Below are 20704 nucleotides of genomic sequence, written 5' to 3' on the forward strand. Positions count from 1 at the left end.
AGCAGTTGTTGCTAAATATGTGACGATGCAGGAGCTGGGCACTGACCAAGGGGTGCGTTGGGGGCGCGCTATGTTTAACAAGAAAATGATCCGTGCACAACTTACGAGTCCGACTGTGTTAGTTGCTTTGAAACCACCTTGTAATCTGTCGCATTGCGGTTCCTGATACGTAAGCTCCAGCATATTAGCGGCTTAAGGTCTAGAGAATTTTAAAGCGTTGGTAATAGTATTGAGTGTGTCGGGTACAATATGAATTTCCGGTCATTAATTCAGTCTAACTACTAGTGTTCTTGGCAGTGCTGGCACTGTAAGTGATCATGTGAAATATTTACAGTCTATATATGCTGGATTTTAAGAGGTGTTGTATGCGTATTATCGTGCTGGGCGCAGGTGTTATTGGGGTTACGAGTGCCTATTATCTTGCTAGGGAAGGCTTTGAAGTACTCGTTGTTGATCGTCAGGCTGGACCAGCGATGGAAACGAGTTTCGGTAATGCCGGCCAAATCTCTCCGGGTTATGCGGCCCCTTGGGCTGCACCGGGTGTGCCTATTAAGGCGATTAAGTGGATGCTCCAAGATCTTGCCCCTCTTGCGATAAAGGCAACAACTAGCATTGAGCAGTATCTTTGGATGGCTCAGATGCTACGTAATTGTACGGCAGGGCGTTACGCGGTGAATAAAGAGCGCATGGTTCGGCTCTCGGAGTACAGTCGAGATTGTCTTGATGAATTGCGTCGAGAAACTGGCATTACATACGATGATAGGCAACTTGGAACGACCCAGCTCTTTAGAACACAGGCCCAACTCGACAGTGCTGCCAAAGACACAGCGATTCTCGAACAGTCTGGCGTACCTTTCGAGGTTCTCGATCGTGAAGGAATTGCAAGGGTTGAACCAGCTTTAGCCTCGGAATGCCATAAACTTTCCGGGGCGTTGCGCTTACCGAATGATCAGACCGGCGACTGCCATCGGTTCACGTTGAAGATGGCGCAAATGGCTGAGAGTCTTGGCGTAAAGTTCAGCTTTGGCAGTACCATCGAAGCAATAAATTCAAGCGGAGACTATATTTCTGGCGTAGTCATTGATGGTAGGGTTGAGAGGGCTGATTCATATGTATTGGCGCTAGGGAGCTACAGTAATCAATTACTTAAGCCTTTAGGGATTAAAGTTCCAGTCTACCCACTTAAAGGCTATTCTTTGACTATACCTATTACCGACTATGAAATGGCGCCAACCTCAACAATTGTGGATGAGACGAACAAAACTGCGATAACACGATTTGATGATCGTATTCGTGTGGGTGGTATGGCAGAAATCAACGGCTACAATCTTGACTTGGATTCTAAACGCCGCAAAGCTATGGAAAGTGTTGTGAACGACTTGTACCCTCTTGGGGGGGATGTTACGCAGGCTTCCTTTTGGACAGGCCTACGCCCTGCAACGCCAGATGGTACTCCTATTGTAGGGGCAACAAAGTTTAAAAATCTCTATCTAAATACTGGTCATGGTACTCTTGGCTGGACTATGGCATGTGGGTCGGCTCGATTGTTAGCAGATATGCTTGCTAATAAGAAAACGCAAATCAGCTCTGATGGGCTGGATATTTCTCGCTACAGTTAACCTAGCTTGATCGGGTTTAGAGATCGCTGACAAAACAAAGTGTTAGTGATGTCGTTTTGCATAATGGTATGGGATGTATGATTGGAGGTCCGGTATATGATTTAAGTTTAGTTTTCTAGTAATCGCCAGAACGCCTAAAAGGTTTGAAGTGTTTTGGTGGTTGCGAGGAGTAGTTAATGGTTTCTTGCCTCGCGTTCAGTATTTTTCTCGGGTTCAGTATTTTTGAAGAATGGTGCTGATCTGCCTGGCGTGAGGGATTGTTGGGGAGGTTATTTCGAGATTGTACTACTCGAATTTTCTTGTGGGTCGCCGTGTATGATCCTTATGTATTCGTCAATGCGTTGTTTTTAGTTATTCCGCTGTGGTTAATGTAAGGCCTGGTTCAGGTCAGACTTTACATTAACTGGTTTTTATTGGCCTAATTTTTCGTACTTGTGCAGTATGAGGTATACTCGTGTTAAATATTATTTCGTTGCTTGCGCCTTTTGTGCTGGTTAAATGTGTGTGTATCTTTGTAGGCTAGTCCATAAGTTCTTGTGGCATCTCTTTTCTTAGTAAATATTCCAGGTTTAATCTCGAGAAAACCCTCCCTCTTACATAGCATAACTCCATAACTGTCAATGCTTTAGGAGTTTGTCTATCTTTTCGATTCGGAACACGTCGGTAAGCGTAGCCAAATCCGGCGTGAACGTTTCTCGGCTGAGATAAAGCTCGTCGTGCCGTGCAGTGCCTTACTCGGCTGATCGATCCGCACTATCTAAAAGTAGGTGGCGCCCGTAAGTCTTACTCATTACATGCGATGTTGTGCATGCGCGGGGACTAAACCTAGTTTAGGTAGAGTGATCCAGCCATGGTTTATGCGTTATATGATTGCACTCGACGATTATCTGCCAAAAATGGCTGTCGCTGCTTCAGTGGACTATCATGCCACAATTAATCCCGCCCAGTTCGGTCAAGACAAATAATGCAAAGTGCGGATCTTAAGTGCGTTAAATTAATAATTGAAGGGCATTGTTTCCTAGCTGTGAAAGTTTGTATGGTTTCTGAGCGAGTTGAGGCCTCACGTCCATTGCTACGCTGCGAACGTAGCCGGCATGACTAAAGTTTTACATCTACTGCAGAGTGCAGAAAATATCGTCAGTGCTGATAGGGTATATGCCCTTATGCTTTGTTGAGAAAAGACGAAAATATAAGCGGCGAACACCAATTTTGAAGTTTGTGCCCGATTAACAAATCACGGGAGCTTGAGTTTGTATAGTGCGTTTATAAAGCATGTCGTAAAAACGAAAAGACCAAAGTTAAAAACGTGCGAAGTTGTAGCGTTCGCCTCGGTTGCTGAAGCGTGATTTCGGCCATATCAAGCGTCGTTCTCGCTTGAACAAGAAAGCGGTGTAACTGATGACGCTGTTCGCTAAGTAGAATCTATGGAGTGGCGGTAGTACAGGTCGCTAACGGATTGGTGTATATAGTTAGGGGTCAGGAATCAAAGCCGCGACGTGGTATGAGAGAGATTGAATCTAAAAAGTCATATCTGTGATGTCAAAGTTTTTGTAATTTCAGCTTTGATAAAGCTTGCTTAGGGATTTATTAGCTGTATGAAGTGCTTTTGTAGCCCCGGGAGCCGGTTGGCGGTGTGCTGCTTTACTAATTCTAAAAAAGCGATTATTATTCACGATATTCTTAAGTTAAGTTAACTTTTTGGTCTGGTGAAAAGTTTAAGGGTTGAATGTTATGGATATCAGTAAGTTGGGTGCGCTCAGAGAGCTATCAGTGCGTAAAACTATGGCTGCGGTCGCCGAAGCCATGCATGTCTCACCCTCTGCTGTCTCTCAACAAATATCTTTACTTGAGCAAGAGCTTGGCATCGATTTGGTTGAACGACGTGGGCGAGGTGTAGAGTTAACGATCGCCGGTCGTACATTAGTTGAGCGTGCTAACCGAATATTTGAGGAGCTGGATTCTGCGCGCGCTGATATGGCGGAGTTAAAAAAAGTAGTAGCTGGAGAGCTAAGAGTTGCTGCCTTCCCAACGGTAGCTGCTGCCTTGATACCTAAGACGATTCAGACTCTTCGAGTTACTCACCCGCGGCTACATATTTTTTTCGAGGAAATGGAGCCGGAGGACGGCATGAATGCCCTTCGCAGCTGGCAAACTGATATAGCGCTAATTGATGACTTGAATGTTCCAGCAAGCTTGCTTGATCCGAGTATCGAAATAACTCCACTTATCGAAGATGTTTTCAATATATTGATTTCCTCAGCGCATCGCTTTGCAGGACGAAGCTCAGTCTCTTGGAAAGACCTGGAGCATGAAAGCTGGGTAATTGATACTGCGTCAACGACTTATCCGCGGATGCTTAGGGATGCTTGTCAGCGGGCCGGATACAATCCAAATATCATGGCTCGGTGTAAAGGTTTCGAAGTAACTCGTGAACTTGTGAAGGAAGGGTGTGCAATAGCTATCCTGCCTGGTCTGAGAGCTCGAGTGGATATGCAAGGCACATATGCCTGTCGGCTGGAGCCGGAGATCAGGCGAAATATATCCATGGCCTTTCGCAAAGGAGAAAAGAAAAGCCCGATACTAAAGGCTTTTATGGAGTGCTTGGAGCAACAAGTGATAAGGAGTCGTGCCTCTAGTGAGGTGTGACTTCGACAGTGCGCGCTGTTTTATATGCTATATTTTATAGCGCAAATCTTGTTGGGTGACTTAACGTTAACTGTCGCATAAGTGTTTACTTACGGTGAACTACGTGCTGTCCGCTCTCACTCATTACCGTGTGGAGGCAGGACTATTCAGGCATATTAACCTGTAGAAATTCACCCAGTTTACGGATCTATGGTCGACGGGATGAGCTAGGCGGGTAGCTGCAGGAAATAGTTCTCTAGGCACGCCAGCAGGTTTTGGATCTTCGTTACGGATTCTTGGTACTCGCTAACCGCGGTTGACTCTACCACTATACCGCCTCCGCCCCAGCAACTGATCGTTCCGCCGCTCGCAAGTAGCGAGCGGATGGTAATAGAGCTATCCATATGACCGTCTACATCGATGTAAAACATCGAGCCGCAGTAAATACTGCGCTCAGAAACCTCCAGTTCATCGATTATTTCCATGGCCCGTTTCTTCGGTGCTCCTGTGATTGATCCACCGGGGAAGGCATCGAACAGCAGGTTAAGCGGATCTCTGTCGTCTGCCAGTTCGCCCCGGACGGTGCTGACTAGGTGATGAACATTTGGATATGATTCAATGCTGAAAAGCTCGGGGACGCTTACTGAACCGAACTTGCAGTTCTTGCCGATATCGTTGCGAAGCAGGTCAACAATCATCAGGTTTTCTGACTTGTCCTTCTCGCTTTTTAGCAGCCTGTCTGCGAAGTGCTTCTCTTCAGCTGGTGTCTGACCTCTTGGCATGGTGCCTTTTATAGGCCGAGTCTCAACCGACCCATTGCAGCATCGAATGAAGCGCTCAGGTGAGAAACTCATGATGGCGTTATGTTGCCCCAGGTTGATGTAGCCACCGAAATGGGTTGCGCAATTCTTACGTAGGGTCAGATAGGCGCTCCATGGGCTGCCTGAATGACAGGTAGAAAATCGCTGGGTAAAATTCACTTGGTAACAGTCACCCGCTGCTATGTAATCTTGGATGCTCGAAATTGCATTTTTGTAGCAATCATAGTCAATTGTTGGTGCGAACTGTGCGTGGAGCGTAAAAAATTCTTCCTTTTTATTTAAAATGTCCGACTGAAACAGCGAAATGATGCTTTGTCGTTCCTGGTGCTTTACAGCCGGATTGAAGATTAGCCTAGATTGGCGAGCTTCATGATCTGAAACTAGTGCCCAGGAATACAGACCGATGCGGGCAGTGGGGATCTGTTCATTGTTATCAGGTGGTAATCCCATTATTGCACGGCCGAATTCATAACTGAGATACCCCATTAGCCCGCCTGTGAAAGGGAGAATTTCATCCGATTGCCCTCTTTCCAGACCTCTGAGTGCTGAGCGCAAACGCTCTGCAAATACTTCGGCGGGCTCATCTTGACACGGCTGGTAGCTTCTAATTGGCCACGCACTCATCAGGTCGTAGCGGCCTCGTTGAGAGGTGGGGCGACCTGAGTCGAACAGAACGGCGCCAGGCGCACTCCGAATCGCTGAAAAGAAGACTGTGGGATCTGCGAAATAGGGGAGGGGATGCACGTAAAAAGGCTGCATGAAGGGCTCCAGTGAGCTCAATGCTTATGGGTTGTTGACACAGCTATCTCGTAAGCCGCGAGCTGGCACGGATCGCCAGGGCGTTGAATTTTTTTGGTTTGAGTTGCAGGCCAAAAGAGCTAATGCCGAAGGGGTAGCGGACAGGCGATAGGAGCGGGCCAGGCCGCAACTGGCGCCACAACTCGCTAAAGGAAATACCTAGGCTCGGGTGCGTGAGGTGTGGTGCCAGTTGCTGCAACGGATAGAGCACGAATGCGCGGTCGATGATTTCTGCTCTAGGCAGCTCCATACCTTCATGGGTGCCCATGAGATCATCAAACAGTAAGATATCAATATCAAGTGGAATGAATCGTTGTGTGCTGCCGGTACGTCCATGAAGTAGCTCAATATCTTTGATCCAATCATGAAGTTCTGCCAGGCTGAGTTCGGTGCTACCACCTACGACTAGGTTGTAAAACGGGCCTTGTCTAGGATCGGTCGAGACGCTTTCATAAACCGGTGATCGGCGAATACAGGTGATATGCTCTTCAAGCATCTCTAAGGCCATCTCGATGTGGATTTCTTGCTCCACATTACTGCCGAGGCCAAGATAAACGTGATGTACTGGCATGAGATTGATCCACACGTTCTCACCTATTTGACGTCCATTCCGTTCGACGTCAAATAGGTCGGGGGAGGGGCCAACAATGGCATTCAGCTTCTGTCAACCTACGATGTAGTTCAACAGTAGCGTGGCTAGCAGTGCGACGATGGACGCTACGACTGTACCACCGGTAAATTTCTTCAGTGCCTCCGATAGGGAGACGTTCAAGTACTCTTTGACTACCCAAAATGCCGAGTCAGTTACATGAGCCCAGCCAATCGAACCTGCACCGATCGCAATCACCAAGATCTCTGGCTTCAGATGAGGATCGGCTGCCAGCATCGGGTTGATCATACTTGCAGCACTGACCATCGCTACGGTGGCTGAGCCAACGGCAAAGTGCATCAACCAGGCTATGAACCAGGCCAGGATGATCAGGTTGATATCGGTGCCGGCCAACATATTCGAGATGGCCTTGCCGACGCCGCTTTCGATCAGTACGGCGTTGAAAGCGCCACCGGCACCGATCACAAAGATGATGTTCGCTAAGGCCGGGAAGCTGCGCTGGGTGATTTCCAGCAGCTGTTGCATTGTGCGGCCTTGGCGCAAGCCAAGTGACCAATAGGCGAAGGCAACCGAGATCATCAGTGCGGTTAGCGGGTTACCTACAAACTGCGCTACGTGCTGCACCAGCAAGTCCGCCGGTAATCCAGCCGCAGCGGTTTTGAACACCATTAGAATGAGTGGCAGGGCGATTGTGAGCAGGGTTATGCCTATGCTTGGGAGCGTCCGTTCAGCGGTTAGATGCTTGCCATGGGATTCTAGGAAGCTTTGCTGTTTGTCACTGGCAGCTTTGCTGCAGAATAGGCTGACCCAGATCGGCCCGGCAATGATCATGGTGGGAATGCCAACCAGGAGGCCGTAGAGAATCACTGTGCCAACATCTGCATGCAGCATGCCGGTGATCGCCATGGCGGCGGGATGAGGGGGGAGTATGCAGTGAATGGTCATCAGGGAGATGGCCAGTGGGATCCCGAGGAACATCAGGTTGATCTTCGTTTCCCGGGCAACGACGTAGACCAATGGGATGAGCAGTACGAACCCCACCTCGAAGAACACTGGAATGCCGGCAATCGCACCGACGATGGCCATGACCCAGTGGGCACGGGTAGACCCCAGGTTATCGAGCAATGTCTTCGCCAGCCGCTCGGCGCCACCAGACTCTTCGAGCATTTTGCCGAGGATCCCTCCAAGCCCGATGATGGCTATCAGGAAACCAAGGGTTCCGCCGATACCTGACTCCAGGGATTTGACAATTTGAGTGGCAGGCATACCGGAGCCGAAACCGACAACGAAACACGCAATGATCAATGCCAGGAACGCGTGAAGTCGTACTTTCATGATCAGGAAGATGATCATTGCAATCGAGGAGAACAGAACTCCTAATAGCCAGGTAGTATCTTGCATTTCTATGCCTTGCACCTTGTTTTCGTTATTCGTGCATCTATAAATGAGATGGGTAAAGTGACGAGGTGTTATTAACTTGGCATGGCTTGCTTCAACTTTGTTATATTGAAAAGTAGGAGCAACCCCTTGAATGAATGTTCAAGAGGTTACGAGTCACCTAATCTAATTGTTTGTTCAAACACGCAGGTGCTTTGGTGAAATGAGCGCGAACCCCGATCATCTCAACCGATAGTTTCAGACGAGTAAGAGTCAGGTGATGCCGGGAACACAATCGTTTTATTCTCGTTCATGAACACCCGGCCATGGACGTAGGCGTGGATTGCCCGGGCCAGCACTTGGCTTTCGACGTCACGACCCAGAGAAACATAGTCATCCGGGCTTTGCGCGTGGGTGATACGGACAATGTCCTGCTCGATGATCGGGCCCTCGTCCAGGTCGGCGGTGACAAAGTGTGACGTGGCACCGATCAGCTTGACGCCCCGATCGAAGGCCTGCTTGTACGGGCTGCCGCCCTTGAAGGACGGTAGGAACGAGTGATGGATGTTAATGATGCGGCCCGACATCTGCTGGCACATCTCGTCCGACAGAATCTGCATGTAGCGTGCAAGCACGATCAGCTCGGCACCGGTCTCGCGCACAATGCGCATCTGCGCGGCTTCGGCCTCAGCCTTGTTCTCCTTGGTCACCTTGATGTGGTGGTAAGCAATGCCGTGACTTTCAACTACTTTCTGGAAATCCAGGTGGTTGGAGATCACGCCGACGATGTCGATGGGGAGGGCGCCGATGCTCCAGCGGTACAGCAGGTCATTCAGGCAGTGGCCGAAGCGGGAAACCATAAGGATGACTTTGCGCTTGGCGCGTTCATCGAAGAACTCGTATTCCATCTTGTATTTTTCAACAAGATGCTGGAACTCTTTCTTCAGGTCTTCCAGCGACTGACCTTGTTCCGAGCGGAACGTGATCCGCATGAAATAGTGGTTAGTGCTTTCGTCGTCAAACTGTGCACTGTCACGGATGTTGCAGCCGCGAGAGGATAAGAAGCTGGTGATGGCAGCGGTTACGCCGTGGATCGAAGGGCAAGCAACTCGAAGTACGTAGTTATTTTTAGTCTTGGTCATTTGAATCACCTTAAACGGCAACAGCTTCATTTTTAGTTGCGATTTTGTGCTGACGCTTGAATGCGGTCACAGTGTTTGCCAGCAGGCAAGCAATGGTCATTGGGCCAACGCCGCCCGGAACTGGTGTGATCGCCGATGCATGGCCTGCTTCGTCGTAGGCCACATCGCCGACAATGCGGGAGCGACCGTCGCGTTCAATGCGGTTGATGCCTACGTCGATCACGACTGCGCCTGGCTTGATCCAGTCGCCCTTGACCATCTCTGGTCTACCTACTGCCACCACCAGAATGTCGGCGGTGCGACATAGCGCCGGGACGTCGCGGGTCTTGGAATGCGCGACGGTAACAGTACAGTTTTCCGCCATGAGCAACTGCGCCATAGGCTTGCCGACAATATTGGATTTACCTACAACCACAGCATGCATCCCGGCCAGACTGCCCAGGCGCTCTTTGAGCATCATTAGGCAGCCCAATGGAGTGCAGGGCACTAACGCATCCTGGCCTGTCGCAAGACGGCCAGCATTGAGGATGTGGAAGCCGTCGACATCTTTACCTGGCTCAATCGCATTGATGACCGCGTTGGTGTCCAGATGAGCTGGCAGCGGCAATTGCACCAAAATCCCGTTTACATCCGGTGCGATATTTAGCTCTCTCAGCAGTGCCATCAGTTCAATTTGAGTGGTATCAGCAGGTAGCTTATAGACAAACGATTGCATACCGATGGCGAGTGTCTGGCGATGCTTAGCACTTACATAGACACCACTTGCAGGATCCTCACCCACTAGTACAACAGCCAGCCCAGGGATGAGTCCGGTCTTTTCTTTAATTTCGGCTACATCATCTGTCAGTTTTTCGACAAGATTAGCGGCAAAGCCTTTACCGTCGATACGGACGGCCAGGGATTGGTTGTTCATGGAGCTATCACCTCAACGTCATTGACTGGCGTAATTGGTTCTTTAGGTACTGTATTTCTAACGGAGGGGGATATGAGGGGCATATCCCGATGGGCAGCTTTGGTCTTATTTGACCAGAGAAGCTCCGCGCGCCATGAATTCCTTGAATTGCTCTTCAGGAACGAAGGCGCCACCTGTTGTCCAAATAACGTGTGTTGCCTGAGCAAGTTTATTACTCAGTCCATGAGCTTTTTGATAAGCGCGACCTTGAGTGCTGTTCACGATGAATTCAGGGCCGGCAAAACCTGCTGTCGCCGATGGCTCAAGGCGGATTTGCTGAGTGCTCTGAGCCTTCCACAGCCAGCGGAAGAGATCGTCGTCATCTACCGTCAATACACCTGACAGCATGGGCTTCATAACGTCGGCAACGAACTCCGACATGCGAGCCACTGCCATACCATCTGCCTCAGTTCGGTTAGTCAGGCCTACGTCGTACACCGACACCAACTCCTTGGAGCCGCTCATCATGTGTACTAGCGCGCAAGGGGACTGCACGGGTTCAACGAAGAATGCGTGGGCCGCATCGCCGAAGATGGCTTTCAGGCCATAGGCAGCGCCACCTGGCGCTCCGCCGATACCACACGGCAGGTAGATGAATAGCGGGTGGTCTTCATCGATGGTAACGCCCTGATCTTTCAGCTGTTCAGCCAGCTCGCTGGCTGCCGCGCTGTATCCAAAGAACAGTACCTGCGAACGTTCGTCATCCACGAAGTAGATAGTGGGATCCGCTTCTGCATCGATACGAGCATGTTCAACAGCGGTGGTGTAGTCGGCCTTGTGCTGCACGACTTCAACGCCCAGACGAGTGAGGCGATCAACCTTCCATTGTTTGGCGTCCGACGACATATGTACGACGGCACGAAAGCCCAGGGCGCGAGCTGCGATGCCAACGCTCAAACCCAGGTTACCGGTGCTGCCCACGGCAATCGTGTGCTGATTGAAGAGAGCGCGCGCCTGCTCTCCAGCCAATACAGTGATGTCACCGCCTGGGGTCAGAATGCCACGTTTTTCAGCCACTTTCTTGGCGTACATGAAGACTTCGTAAACGCCACCGCGCGCCTTGATGGAGCCTGCAACAGGCAAATCACCGTCGGCTTTGACGAACACTCGACCGTACTGCGAGGTGCCGTAACCCAGCGCGCCGCGAAGATCTTCAGCCTCGATTAGCCTGGACTGAATCCGGCCCTTCGACGCTTTCAGTTCGGGGAAGCAAGTCTCCAACAGCGGAGCCAGCATTTGCCAGTTATCTTCGGCCTCTTTTACCTGAGCAGCTCGGATCGGTAGCGACGGATCAGCGATGCCGTTGGCTTTCAGGTTCGGGTTCAGCCAAAGGGCAGGGCGGCCAGCCAAAACATCATCACGCGCTGGATCATTGGGAAGTTGAACGCTCATTTTTATTTTCCTACAGCGTGGAGTAGGGCAGGTGTTCTACGCACCCGCCACATACCCTTTAGGCATAGATTGGGAAGTCAGCAACCAGCTTGGCAACCACTGCACGGCTCTTCTCGATGACGGCGGCATGGGTCGGCCCGTCAGCAGTTTGAGCCTCGAAGATGTCTGCGATCAGGTTCCCGATGATTTCAAACTCTTTCGCACCGAAGCCGCGAGTGGTGCCCGCCGAGGAGCCAAGACGTAACCCCTTCCATTCCGATGGCTTGGTGCTGTCGAACGGGATCGGGTTCTTGTTCGAGGTGATGTTGATTGCGGAGAGTGCGTCCTGCGACTGCTGACCGGTCAGGTCTTTGGAGGAGACGTCTACCAGAACAAGATGAGTATCAGTGCCACCGCTGACGATGCGCACACCGCGCTTCTGCAGAACCTCTGCAAGCAGAGAAGCGTTAGCTTTGACGTTGGCGCCATAGGTCTTGAACTCATCAGTCAAGGCTTCGCCGAGGCAAACCGCTTTACCAGCGATGGTTGCCAGGTGCGCGCTGCCTTGTACGCCTGGGAATACAGCGGGTTGAAGTTTCTTAAAGAGATCTTCGCGGTTGGTCATTACTAGGCCGCCGCGAGCGCCGCGCAATGTCTTGGTGGTGGTACATGTCACGATGTCGGCATATGGTATCGGAGAAGGATGCACGCCAGCTGCGACTAGACCGGCGAAGTGAGCCATGTCCACCAAGAAGGTAGCGCCAACCTTGTCGGCAATCCCACGCATGCGTGGGAAGTCAATCTCACGTGGGTAAGACGACCCACCCGCGATGATGAGCTTGGGCTTGTGTTCCAAGGCCAGGGTCTGAACGTTATCGTAATCGATACGACCGGTTTCGCGATCTACACCGTACGACACGATGTTGAACCAACGACCCGACTGGTTAGGCTTGGCACCGTGGCTCAGGTGGCCACCAGCGGCTAAATCGAGGCTCAGTACTGTGTCACCTGTTTGCAACAGCGCGAAGAACACTGCTTGGTTGGCCTGTGTACCGGAGTGCGGCTGCACGTTTACAAAACTGCAACCGAACAGTTCCTTGGCGCGTCCGATTGCGGCCTGCTCTACAACGTCAGCAAAGTCAGCTCCGCCGTGAAAGCGCTTGCCTGGATAGCCTTCAACAGTCTTGTTAGTGATAACGGAGCCGATTGCTTCCAAGGATGCGGAGCTTACTGAGTTCTCAGAGGCGATCAATTCGATCTGGCCTTGCTGACGCTTTTTCTCGTCTTGGAGAGCCTTGAAGATCAGCGGGTCGCGTTCAGCAAGGTTATCGTTGAAGTAGGATTGAGTCATTACAACGGTGCCTTTCTTGGTGTTTCCTCGAAGCTATATCCTATTCTAGATTAATAAAAGCGAATAATATTTTAAATATACATAAGAAAAACTTAACATTTGCGCGGGTCGCCTATAGGGGTAAAAACAATAGTTTCAGTAGGTTACGTGCGATCCGCGGACGCTTTCTGTGCAAAAAATGTCTGCTACTGCTGAGAAGATTGAGGTTTCAGTATCAATAGTCCCCCGATATCTGCTGGAGCATGGTGCGAGCACTGATTTGGAGGAGCTCTGTGGGTGCGGCGTCGATTTGACTATTCCCGATAAGAGGTCGATCTTTGACGAGCTAGCTTCGACCAAGGCTGATGTTACCGAATTGAAGAAAGTCGTGGCTGGACATTTGAGGATTACCGTGCTGTCTTCCGTCGTAGCCATCATCACTTGGTCGGAGTAGAGGCGGTCACTTGAAAGCATTTAAAGTATGAGAATTGATCGCTGCATAAGCCCTCCTTTTGAATCGCCCCTGGTTTCCTAGACACTCTCCAAGCTCAGGAAATAGCGTTTCTCATACTCTACTGGAGACAGCTGCATAGCACTGCTGTGTCGGCGTTTAGGGTTATAGAACATCTCGATGTAATCGAAAATATCACTTCGGGCTTCTTCACGGGTTGTGTAGATCTTTCGTCGGATTCGCTCCCGCTTCAAAAGCTGGAAAAAGCTCTCGGCTACGGCATTGTCGTGGCAGTTTCCCCGCCGGCTCATGCTGCTGATTACATTGTTAGCCTTCAAGAAGCTTTGCCAATCTGAGCTACTGAACTGACTACCCTGATCTGAGTGAATCATCACTTGCTGCTGTGGCTTGCGTCGCCACACAGCCATCAACATTGCGTCGATAGCGAGGTCGCTGCACATCCTTGGCTTCATTGACCAACCAATTACTTGGCGTGAGAACAGATCCAGCACTACCGCCAGGTAGAGCCATCCTTCATAGGTGCGGATGTAAGTGATATCTGTCACCCAGACCTTGTTCGGTTCACTGACATTGAACTGCCGCGCGAGGTGGTTGGGCGAGGCCACTGTTGGTTTACCACCGTAAAACCCTGGACGCCGCCGATAGCCCGTTTGCGAACGCAGCCCCTCCGCCTGCATCAAGCGCCCGACTCGATTTCGTCCGCATTCCTCTCCTAGCTCACGTAGGTCATCGTGAATTTTGCGGTAGCCGTATACGCCTCCGCTTTCTAGCCAAGCGTGTTTGATCAAGCCAAGCAGACGTTGATCTTCTTTTGCTCGGGCAGATTGAGGCTCGGCCAGCCAGGCGTAGTAGCCGCTGGGGTGCACCTTGAGGGTTTGGCAAAGGCGCCGCACCGGGTAATCAGTCGAGTGCTTCTTGATGAAGGCGTACTTTAACCGCACTCCTTGGCAAAGTACGCGGCGGCCTTTTTTAAGATGTCTCGCTCTTCCGTCACGCGCTTGAGTTCAGCGCGCAGCTTGCGCAGTTCGGCCTGCTGATCGTCGTCTTGCTGACGCTGCTCTTGGGGCTTGCTGTAGACCTTGATCCAGGCATAAAGGCTGTGCACGGACATGCCCAGGCGCTGGGCAACATCGGCGACGGGCTTGCCTTTCTCGGTGACTTGCTTGACCGCTTCGATCTTGAATTCTTCAGGGTAACGCTGACGACTCATGGCACCTCCTATTTGGGCCTCATTATGAGGCTTGGAGGTGTCTACGAAACCAGGGGCGATTCACTGGCGATTGCGACCACCCCTGACCTCGAGGTAGATCATGTTGTACTGAGCAAGGGAGATATCGATGGGTTCTCCCGGTTCCTTCGAAGCGTATAGGAAACAAGTATGAAACGTCTGCTCGATCCCCAAGATGAGCGCATCCTTGCAGAGCTGACTGCGAACGCCAAGATTTCCCACGCTGAGCTTGGTTCAAAGGTCAACCTATCGCGTAACGCTGTACGTCAGCGTATCGAGCGATTGGAGCGCGATGGAGCTATCCAGGGCTACACGATTCGTACAGGAGAAGGGCGCAAGCTCTCTCCACCGATCAGCGCAATCATCTTTGTGTATCGGCATGATCGAATGCGGGGTGACGATGTGGTGAAGGGTGTCAGATCAATTCCTGAGGTGACCATGTGCGAGGTCATGAGCGGTGAGTTTGATCTTATGGTTCGGATTGAAGCTGCTCACGCTGAGCGCGTTCACATGGTTTGGCAAATGATCGCAGGGATGCCTAGTGTAGAAAATACCGTAACGACTTTTGTATTGAGCAAGCTAATTTAATTCACGATGTTTGAAAAGGCTGCCCAGTCATAAACTTGGCAGCCTTTTTTGCTATGAGGCGGTAGTCTCACTGTGCAATTGGGGAATTTGTTTTCCACGACGATACGCCACAGCCAAAATGACGAACCAGATGGGCATGCAAAGCATGGCGTACAAGGTATCGCGTTCCAGTGCAAGGAGCACGATCACGAATGCGAAGAACGCCAATACGACTCAAGGCATCAGCAGCCCACCTGGCATTTTGAAGTTGGACGCTATATGCAGCTGTGGATCGATCTTCCGGTAAAGGATGTAGGCCACCATTATCATTACCCAAGCGAAGATGAACAGGATAGCTGAGATGGTGGTAAGCATAGTGAATGCGGTCATCACCTCTGGGATGATGAACAAGATCACCAACCCTGCACACATGCACAGGCAGGAGAACACTAGGCCTCGCACAGGAATAGATGATTTGGAGAGCGCTTTATGCGCTGGGTCAGAAAGGAGATAGAGTTGGTTGGGTGGTCACCAATCAAGTAGTTATCATAGGAAAGGGAGGCATCATCGACAAAGTGGAGCAGGGCGTACCCTTCGGTAGTCCGCAACGATATGCATAATCCCAAACGCTAATGCTGTAATTTCATTGGGAGTGAGTATCGATGGCGTAAGTTATACTGGGAGAGAAGTTAAGGTTTCTTAGGCTTGGGAGTTATCGTAGGCTGGATGCTTTTCCATGCTTGGCTGTTCTGTGTTCTGTGTTCTGTGTTCTGTGTTCTGTGTTATCCATGAGTTTTTTCATCAAGTTGATAGGTTAGGGTTATGGCGCACTATTACGTAAGCACAGTGCCAAAGGCAACTGGCGATTACGAAGGTCATGCAAGTACCTGCATCGCTTTGCCTGCTTCTGAGGAGCGGTTAGCGCTTGGGTATCATGAGACTTGCCGTAAAGCCGTGCAGTATGCCGCTTTAAGTTTTCGCCAGGCGGCTCCATGCAGGAAGTGTTGTTGAGTTCTCTTTCTACTCCATGTGCTAGCGTTCATATAAAATGTATTCACGGATATCGAACAAGGTGTGTTGCTGCATTCTTCGATTCGCCTAAAAACCAAACGAAGCCACGCCCTATGCAGCGGGACGCAACCGCTCAACTGCCGGAGTTGCAAAGGCACATAGCACGATGAGGACGCTGGCGGCAAGAATGGCGGCAGTGATTTCGCTGAAATCTATGGTCCATCCGCCGAGCATCGCACCGGCAGCAATACCGCTGTTGCACGCAGAGATATTCAGCGTGCCAGCCAATGCTTTACCACTACGGGCTGCATTGATGACACGTATTTGCCCAAGCGGGAAGAGTGCCGTGTGTGCGACACCCCAAATCACGAGGGAAGCCACAAACAAGATTAACTGTCCAGCAAACAGAACAGCGCTTACGGCACCTGCGCCAAGCATGAGGCAGAAAAGGATATTGGCTTTGACTGCGGATTCCACGACACTTGGACACTCAGCCCACGATCATTTGGACACTCGTTCCATGCTCACTTGGACACCTGATCCACGTCCACTTGGACAGGCAGTCGGAGCGCAGCGACGCAGGTTTGCATTGTTAGTCTGAAGTCTCTGTCGCCGTCAATTTCGTTGCGCGTCTGCGCATCGATTCGCCCTTCAGTTCGATCCGATAAGCGTTGTGCACCAGCCGGTCGAGGATCGCATCGCCCAAGGTCGGGTCGCCGATCAGCGCATGCCATTTGTCCACCGGCATCTGGCTGGTGACCAGCGTCGAGCGGTTGCCGTAGCGGTCGTCCAGCAGTTCAAGCATGTCGCGCCGCTGCGCAGCGGTAAACGGCGCCAAGCCCCAGTCGTCCAGGATCAGCAGGTCGGTCTTGGCATAGCCGGCCATGAGTTTGGCGAAACGGCCGTCGCCGTGAGCCAGGCCCAGCTCCTCCATCAAGCGCGGCAAGCGCAGGTAGCGCACGCTGTAACCGTCGCGGCAGGCCTTGTGAGCCAGCGCGCAGGCGAGCCAGGTTTTGCCTACGCCCGTTGGGCCGCCGATGATCAGGTTCAGGCCGTCGCGCAGCCATTGGCCGCTGCCCAGTTGCAGGATCAGGGACTTGTCCAGGCCGCGTGGGCTGCGGTAATCGATGTCTTCCAGGCAGGCGTTATGGCGCAGTCGTGCCAGTTTCAGGCGGCTGCTCAGACGCGTGTTTTCACGTTCGGTCAGCTCGCGGTCGACCATCAGGCCGAGGCGTTCGTCGAAGCTCAGATCATTGATATCGGGCGTGGCGTGTTGCTCGCTCAGCGCCTTGATCATGCCGTGCAGGCGCAGGGTTTGCAGCTTGTCGAGTGTCGGGTTGGGCAGCATTTTGGTGCTCCTTTTTCAGGTCAGTGGTAGTAGCCAGGGCCGCGCAGGTTGATGTGTTCGTCGGGCAGTAGCGGCAGGTTTTGCTGGGACAGCGGTAGCTTTTCCAGCCCTTGGCGCAGGATCGATTCAAGGCTTTTGTAGCTGCACGCGCCCAGTGCCAGCGCTCGCTGGCAAGCGGCTTCCAGCCGCTCTTCGCCGTGCTGCTTGCTCAGGCGCAGGATGCCCAGGCAGGCGCGGAAGCCGTGCTGAGGATGGATTCGGCGCTCAAGGATGTAGGCGATAACGCCAGCGGTGTTAGGCCCGGTCTGCTCGGCCCAGCGGATCAGCCGTTGCGGTGTCCATTCGGCGTGCTCCCGGTGGCTCTTGGGCATGTGCTCGGTTTGGGTGGTGTGGCGGCCTTTGTGCAGCGAGCGCAGGTGACTGGCCACCCGCTGGTTGGCGTGGAAGCACTCGACGGTCTTAGCGGTTAGCCGCACTTCGAGTTGGTGCTTCACCAGCTGGTACGGCACCGAGTAGTAATGGCCCTCGACCTCGACGTGATAGTCGATGTGCACCCGCGCCTTTTTCCATTCGGCGTAGACATACGGATGTTCTGGTAGCGGTTGCAGTGCGGGTTGGTCGATGGTCTCGAAGGCCGAGCGGCGTGAGCCGGGCAGCTTCTTGAAGGGCTTTTGATTGAGGCGTTCGAGCAGCAGGCTGATTGCCGTGTTGAGTTCTCCGAGCGAGAAGAACTGGCGGTTGCGCAGCACTGCCAGGATCCAGCGCTCGACCACTTGCACACCCACTTCAACCTTGGCTTTGTCCTTGGGTTTACGCGAACGCGCGGGCAGTACGGCTACGCCGTAATGCTCGGCGAGATCGCGGTAACTGGGGTTGATGTCCGGCTCGTAGCGATGCGCCTTGGTGACGCCACTGCGCAGATTATCGGGCACCAGGATCTGCGATGTGCCGCCGAAAAAAGCAAAACAGCGGGCGTGCGAGCCCAGCCAGTCGGGCAGTTTCTGCGACCAGGTGGCCTCGGCAAAGGTGTAGCTGGACGCGCCGAGGACGGCGACGAAGATCTGGGCCTGACGGATTTCACCGGTCTGTCGGTCGATGATGGGCGCGGTCTGTCCGGCGTAATCGACGAACAGCTTTTCGCCGGCACGGTGCTCCTGGCGCATGACAACGTCGACCTTGGCGGCCCAGAGGCGGTAGTGCTCGCAGAACCAGCTGTATTGGAAGCCTTGCGGGTGAGCGAGTCGATATTCCTGCCAGAGTAGGGCCAAAGTGACGCCGGGGCGGCGTAACTCGGCATGCGCCCAAGACCAGTCAGGCATCGGACGTTGATCGCTGGGAACTGTTGGTGCTGGAGGGAACAGGCATCGCTCCAGTTCGGCATCCGATAACAATGTCGGCCAACTCAGCCCGCAAGCGTTGAAACGGTGCAAGTAATTGCCCGCACTGCCGCTACTGATGCGCAGGCTGGCGGCGATCTTGCGCACGGACAGGCCAGCGTCGAACTTTAGACGTAGTACCTCTCGGATTTTACGCATGGATATACGCTCCACGATGACCTCTTCGCTTCGAGAAAAGAGGTCGATGGTAGTGAATAATCCTGCGTTGCTGCCTGCCTGAGCATGGATCGGATCAGTGGAACATCACTGTCCAAGTGCTTGTGGAATCAGTGTCCAAGTGGCCGTGGAATGAGTGTCCAAGTGGCCGTGGAATGAGTGTCCAAGTCAGCGTGGACTGGGTGTCCAAGTGCGCATGGAATCCCCACTTTGACAGGGTGTCCATCAACTAGGCGGCTGGCAAGGTTATTTCCCAACAAGCCCACCGTGCCAAAGCCCATCAACCACCAGCCGACCTGAGCCGGCGCTATACCTCCTGAGCGCACCAGCATATCGGCGAGGTAGGTGTATGCGCCAAACATGGCGGTGAACTCCGCTAGCGAGAGCAGGAGATTGGCGATGAAAAATCGGTTTGCCAACGTGGCAATCTGGTTTTTTAGCGGCTCTTGGGGGCCGGGAGCTAGCTCCGGCATGACCTTGCGCAAAAGACCCGCCATCGCGAGCGACATCAAAGCCAAGATTCAGAAAGCTCCGCGCCAGCCAAACGCGTCACCCAGCACCGTAACCAGTGGTAGACCGAATAGCAGAGCGGCAGTTACTCCGATATACACTTGAGAAATGGCCTTGCCTGCCTTTTCCTTGGCGACTAATTTTCCTTCTGCATCGCTACCGACACCCCAAAAAACGGGCAGCAGCGCTGCAGGAACAATTCGTGCAATAAGCACAGTCCAATAGTTTGGCGCGAGTGCTATCGCTACATTGCTCACTGCGAACGCAATAAGTATCCAAGTGAAGAGAGAGCGTCGCTCGATGCGGGCGAATGCCGCAGTTAACGGCGGCCCGGAAAATACCACTGTTATCGCAAATTCTGTAACCAATTGCCCAGCTATCGGAATGGAGATATTCAAATCTCTCGCCAAGGTGGGCATCAGTCCTATAATTATGAATTTCGTGGTGACTATGACGAAAGCGGCCAGTCAAAGGATGGCGATTGTCCACTTTTCGACCCCGGTTCATTTTAGCTCATACGCACTATTACATTCAATTGAGCACTTGTTCATGGTTTACAAGCTTTTCGAGTTTGCGATTATTAACCGATCGTTAAAGTTTTTTTTCGGAAATTTCAACCTTTATTCCGATTTCTTTAAAATTTTCTATCGTTGAGGGAGGGACATTGTCTTCCACGATTAAGATGTCAATGTCGCTGGTTTCACATAACTTGAATGGAGCAACTGTACCGACTTTGTTAGACGTGATGGGCGCGATTACCAGCGAACTTTGATTTATCAAGCATCTTTTGAATTCGGCCTCCTCAGGGTCAAATGCTGTAATGCCTACAGTCCTGTCCACGCCACAAGCTCCGAGAATGAGGATGTCAGCATAAATTTTTTTCGCTTCTTCAACTGCCAAGCTTCCTAGGCATGCACCTTTGATTGGGTTGAAGGTTCCGCCCAATACAATGATTTTGCACAATACGTGATCTGTTAATGCTACTGCGATAGCAGGTGCATTAGTGATGACTGTAATTTTGATGTTTTTAGGTAGTTCCGCGGCCACAGCGATATTTGTAGAGCTGGCGTCTATAAAAATGGTAGCGCCATCAGTCACGTGGTTCGCGACAGATTTTGCCAATTGATTCTTACTATCAATGAGCTCGGTTGTGCGCTCTTGGATCCCTCCAAAATCTGGAGCAGGGAGGAGAGCGCCACCATAGACCCTCCGACAAAAACCCATACGAGCCAATTCACGTAAATCGCGTCTTATCGCATCTTCTGATACCCCGAACTCCTTAGCCAGTTCAGCTGCGATAACTCTTCCGTCTAAGGATAAACGTGCGCGAATTTGGTCTTGTCGCTCCTGATTCAGCATTATTTCTTCGC

Annotated in this window: 16 protein-coding genes and 1 pseudogene; 3 read left to right on the forward strand and 14 right to left on the reverse strand. The window is 51.9% G+C overall.

Annotated elements, in window-relative coordinates:
- The first annotated feature begins 365 nt into the window (after window positions 1-365).
- Both PRJ_RS09785 and PRJ_RS09790 read left to right on the forward strand, forming a co-directional pair.
- Complete coding sequence (locus tag PRJ_RS09785) at window positions 366-1619, forward strand: D-amino acid dehydrogenase (RefSeq protein WP_104961246.1); 1254 nt, start codon at window positions 366-368, stop codon at window positions 1617-1619.
- Window positions 1620-3350: 1731 nt separating this feature from the next.
- Window positions 3351-4265, forward strand: a complete 915-nt coding sequence (locus tag PRJ_RS09790; protein ID WP_104961247.1) for a LysR substrate-binding domain-containing protein — start codon at window positions 3351-3353, stop codon at window positions 4263-4265.
- 206 nt (window positions 4266-4471) lie between these two features.
- Here the strand turns inward: PRJ_RS09790 and pabB are convergent, their stop codons facing one another.
- From pabB to PRJ_RS09835, 8 genes are all read right to left on the reverse strand, one after another.
- Window positions 4472-5824, reverse strand: coding sequence for an aminodeoxychorismate synthase component I (gene pabB / locus PRJ_RS09795; protein ID WP_104961248.1), 1353 nt, complete (start codon window positions 5822-5824; stop codon window positions 4472-4474).
- Between the two features lie 43 nt (window positions 5825-5867).
- Window positions 5868-6434 (reverse strand): 2-amino-4-hydroxy-6-hydroxymethyldihydropteridine diphosphokinase, encoded by a 567-nt coding sequence (gene folK, locus PRJ_RS09800; RefSeq protein ID WP_177429887.1) that lies wholly within the window; start codon window positions 6432-6434, stop codon window positions 5868-5870.
- Between the two features lie 93 nt (window positions 6435-6527).
- Window positions 6528-7874 (reverse strand): gluconate:H+ symporter, encoded by a 1347-nt coding sequence (locus PRJ_RS09805; protein WP_104961249.1) that lies wholly within the window; start codon window positions 7872-7874, stop codon window positions 6528-6530.
- 221 nt (window positions 7875-8095) lie between these two features.
- Complete coding sequence (gene purU, locus PRJ_RS09810) at window positions 8096-8992, reverse strand: formyltetrahydrofolate deformylase (protein ID WP_104961240.1); 897 nt, start codon at window positions 8990-8992, stop codon at window positions 8096-8098.
- 10 nt (window positions 8993-9002) lie between these two features.
- Window positions 9003-9905, reverse strand: coding sequence for a bifunctional methylenetetrahydrofolate dehydrogenase/methenyltetrahydrofolate cyclohydrolase FolD (folD, locus tag PRJ_RS09815; protein WP_104961241.1), 903 nt, complete (start codon window positions 9903-9905; stop codon window positions 9003-9005).
- A 105-nt stretch (window positions 9906-10010) separates the two neighbouring features.
- Window positions 10011-11336: a D-serine ammonia-lyase gene (locus PRJ_RS09820; RefSeq protein ID WP_104961250.1), complete on the reverse strand. Its 1326-nt coding sequence runs from the start codon at window positions 11334-11336 to the stop codon at window positions 10011-10013.
- 58 nt (window positions 11337-11394) lie between these two features.
- Entirely contained in the window at window positions 11395-12666 is a 1272-nt protein-coding gene (gene glyA / locus PRJ_RS09825) for a serine hydroxymethyltransferase (RefSeq protein WP_104961251.1), read from the reverse strand.
- 510 nt (window positions 12667-13176) lie between these two features.
- A protein-coding gene (locus tag PRJ_RS09835) for an IS3 family transposase (RefSeq protein ID WP_104960814.1) occupies window positions 13177-14327 on the reverse strand; the annotation gives its coding sequence in 2 pieces (ribosomal slippage) (window positions 13177-14093 and window positions 14093-14327; 1152 coding nt in all).
- A gap of 168 nt (window positions 14328-14495) precedes the next feature.
- Between PRJ_RS09835 and PRJ_RS09840 the strand changes: the two genes are divergently transcribed.
- Window positions 14496-14933 (forward strand): Lrp/AsnC family transcriptional regulator, encoded by a 438-nt coding sequence (locus PRJ_RS09840; protein ID WP_104961253.1) that lies wholly within the window; start codon window positions 14496-14498, stop codon window positions 14931-14933.
- A gap of 213 nt (window positions 14934-15146) precedes the next feature.
- On the opposite strand, the pseudogene PRJ_RS30650 reads toward PRJ_RS09840, so the two are convergent.
- From PRJ_RS30650 to PRJ_RS09870, 6 genes and pseudogenes are all read right to left on the reverse strand, one after another.
- A pseudogene (locus PRJ_RS30650) lies at window positions 15147-15389 on the reverse strand (amino acid transporter); the annotation flags it as partial.
- 645 nt (window positions 15390-16034) lie between these two features.
- Window positions 16035-16400: an MFS transporter gene (locus PRJ_RS09850; RefSeq protein WP_177429888.1), complete on the reverse strand. Its 366-nt coding sequence runs from the start codon at window positions 16398-16400 to the stop codon at window positions 16035-16037.
- A gap of 115 nt (window positions 16401-16515) precedes the next feature.
- The gene (gene istB / locus PRJ_RS09855) at window positions 16516-17271 is read right to left on the reverse strand and encodes an IS21-like element ISPre4 family helper ATPase IstB (protein WP_034000379.1); all 756 of its coding nucleotides are present in this window, start codon (window positions 17269-17271) and stop codon (window positions 16516-16518) included.
- A gap of 20 nt (window positions 17272-17291) precedes the next feature.
- Window positions 17292-18806 (reverse strand): IS21 family transposase, encoded by a 1515-nt coding sequence (istA, locus tag PRJ_RS09860; RefSeq protein ID WP_034000381.1) that lies wholly within the window; start codon window positions 18804-18806, stop codon window positions 17292-17294.
- Between the two features lie 539 nt (window positions 18807-19345).
- Window positions 19346-19801 carry an MFS transporter gene (locus PRJ_RS30215; RefSeq protein ID WP_305888147.1) on the reverse strand — a complete coding sequence of 152 codons (456 nt, stop codon included), beginning with the start codon at window positions 19799-19801 and terminating at the stop codon, window positions 19346-19348.
- 124 nt (window positions 19802-19925) lie between these two features.
- Window positions 19926-20693 (reverse strand): DeoR/GlpR family DNA-binding transcription regulator, encoded by a 768-nt coding sequence (locus PRJ_RS09870; RefSeq protein WP_104961255.1) that lies wholly within the window; start codon window positions 20691-20693, stop codon window positions 19926-19928.
- Between the last annotated feature and the right edge of the window lie 11 nt (window positions 20694-20704).

The sequence above is a fragment of the Pseudomonas sp. XWY-1 genome, assembly GCF_002953115.1.
Lineage (GTDB): Bacteria > Pseudomonadota > Gammaproteobacteria > Pseudomonadales > Pseudomonadaceae > Aquipseudomonas > Aquipseudomonas alloputida.

Coding starts and splice junctions, on each gene's coding strand:
- pabB (WP_104961248.1), bottom strand. CDS start 5,824: ATGCAGCCTTTTTACGTGCATCCCCTCCCCTATTTCGCAGATCCCACA.
- istB (WP_034000379.1), bottom strand. CDS start 17,271: ATGCTGCCCAACCCGACACTCGACAAGCTGCAAACCCTGCGCCTGCAC.
- PRJ_RS09785 (WP_104961246.1), top strand. CDS start 366: ATGCGTATTATCGTGCTGGGCGCAGGTGTTATTGGGGTTACGAGTGCC.
- istA (WP_034000381.1), bottom strand. CDS start 18,806: ATGCGTAAAATCCGAGAGGTACTACGTCTAAAGTTCGACGCTGGCCTG.
- PRJ_RS09820 (WP_104961250.1), bottom strand. CDS start 11,336: ATGAGCGTTCAACTTCCCAATGATCCAGCGCGTGATGATGTTTTGGCT.
- folK (WP_177429887.1), bottom strand. CDS start 6,434: ATGCCAGTACATCACGTTTATCTTGGCCTCGGCAGTAATGTGGAGCAA.
- PRJ_RS09790 (WP_104961247.1), top strand. CDS start 3,351: ATGGATATCAGTAAGTTGGGTGCGCTCAGAGAGCTATCAGTGCGTAAA.
- folD (WP_104961241.1), bottom strand. CDS start 9,905: ATGAACAACCAATCCCTGGCCGTCCGTATCGACGGTAAAGGCTTTGCC.
- PRJ_RS09840 (WP_104961253.1), top strand. CDS start 14,496: ATGAAACGTCTGCTCGATCCCCAAGATGAGCGCATCCTTGCAGAGCTG.
- PRJ_RS09870 (WP_104961255.1), bottom strand. CDS start 20,693: ATGCTGAATCAGGAGCGACAAGACCAAATTCGCGCACGTTTATCCTTA.
- PRJ_RS09805 (WP_104961249.1), bottom strand. CDS start 7,874: ATGCAAGATACTACCTGGCTATTAGGAGTTCTGTTCTCCTCGATTGCA.
- glyA (WP_104961251.1), bottom strand. CDS start 12,666: ATGACTCAATCCTACTTCAACGATAACCTTGCTGAACGCGACCCGCTG.
- purU (WP_104961240.1), bottom strand. CDS start 8,992: ATGACCAAGACTAAAAATAACTACGTACTTCGAGTTGCTTGCCCTTCG.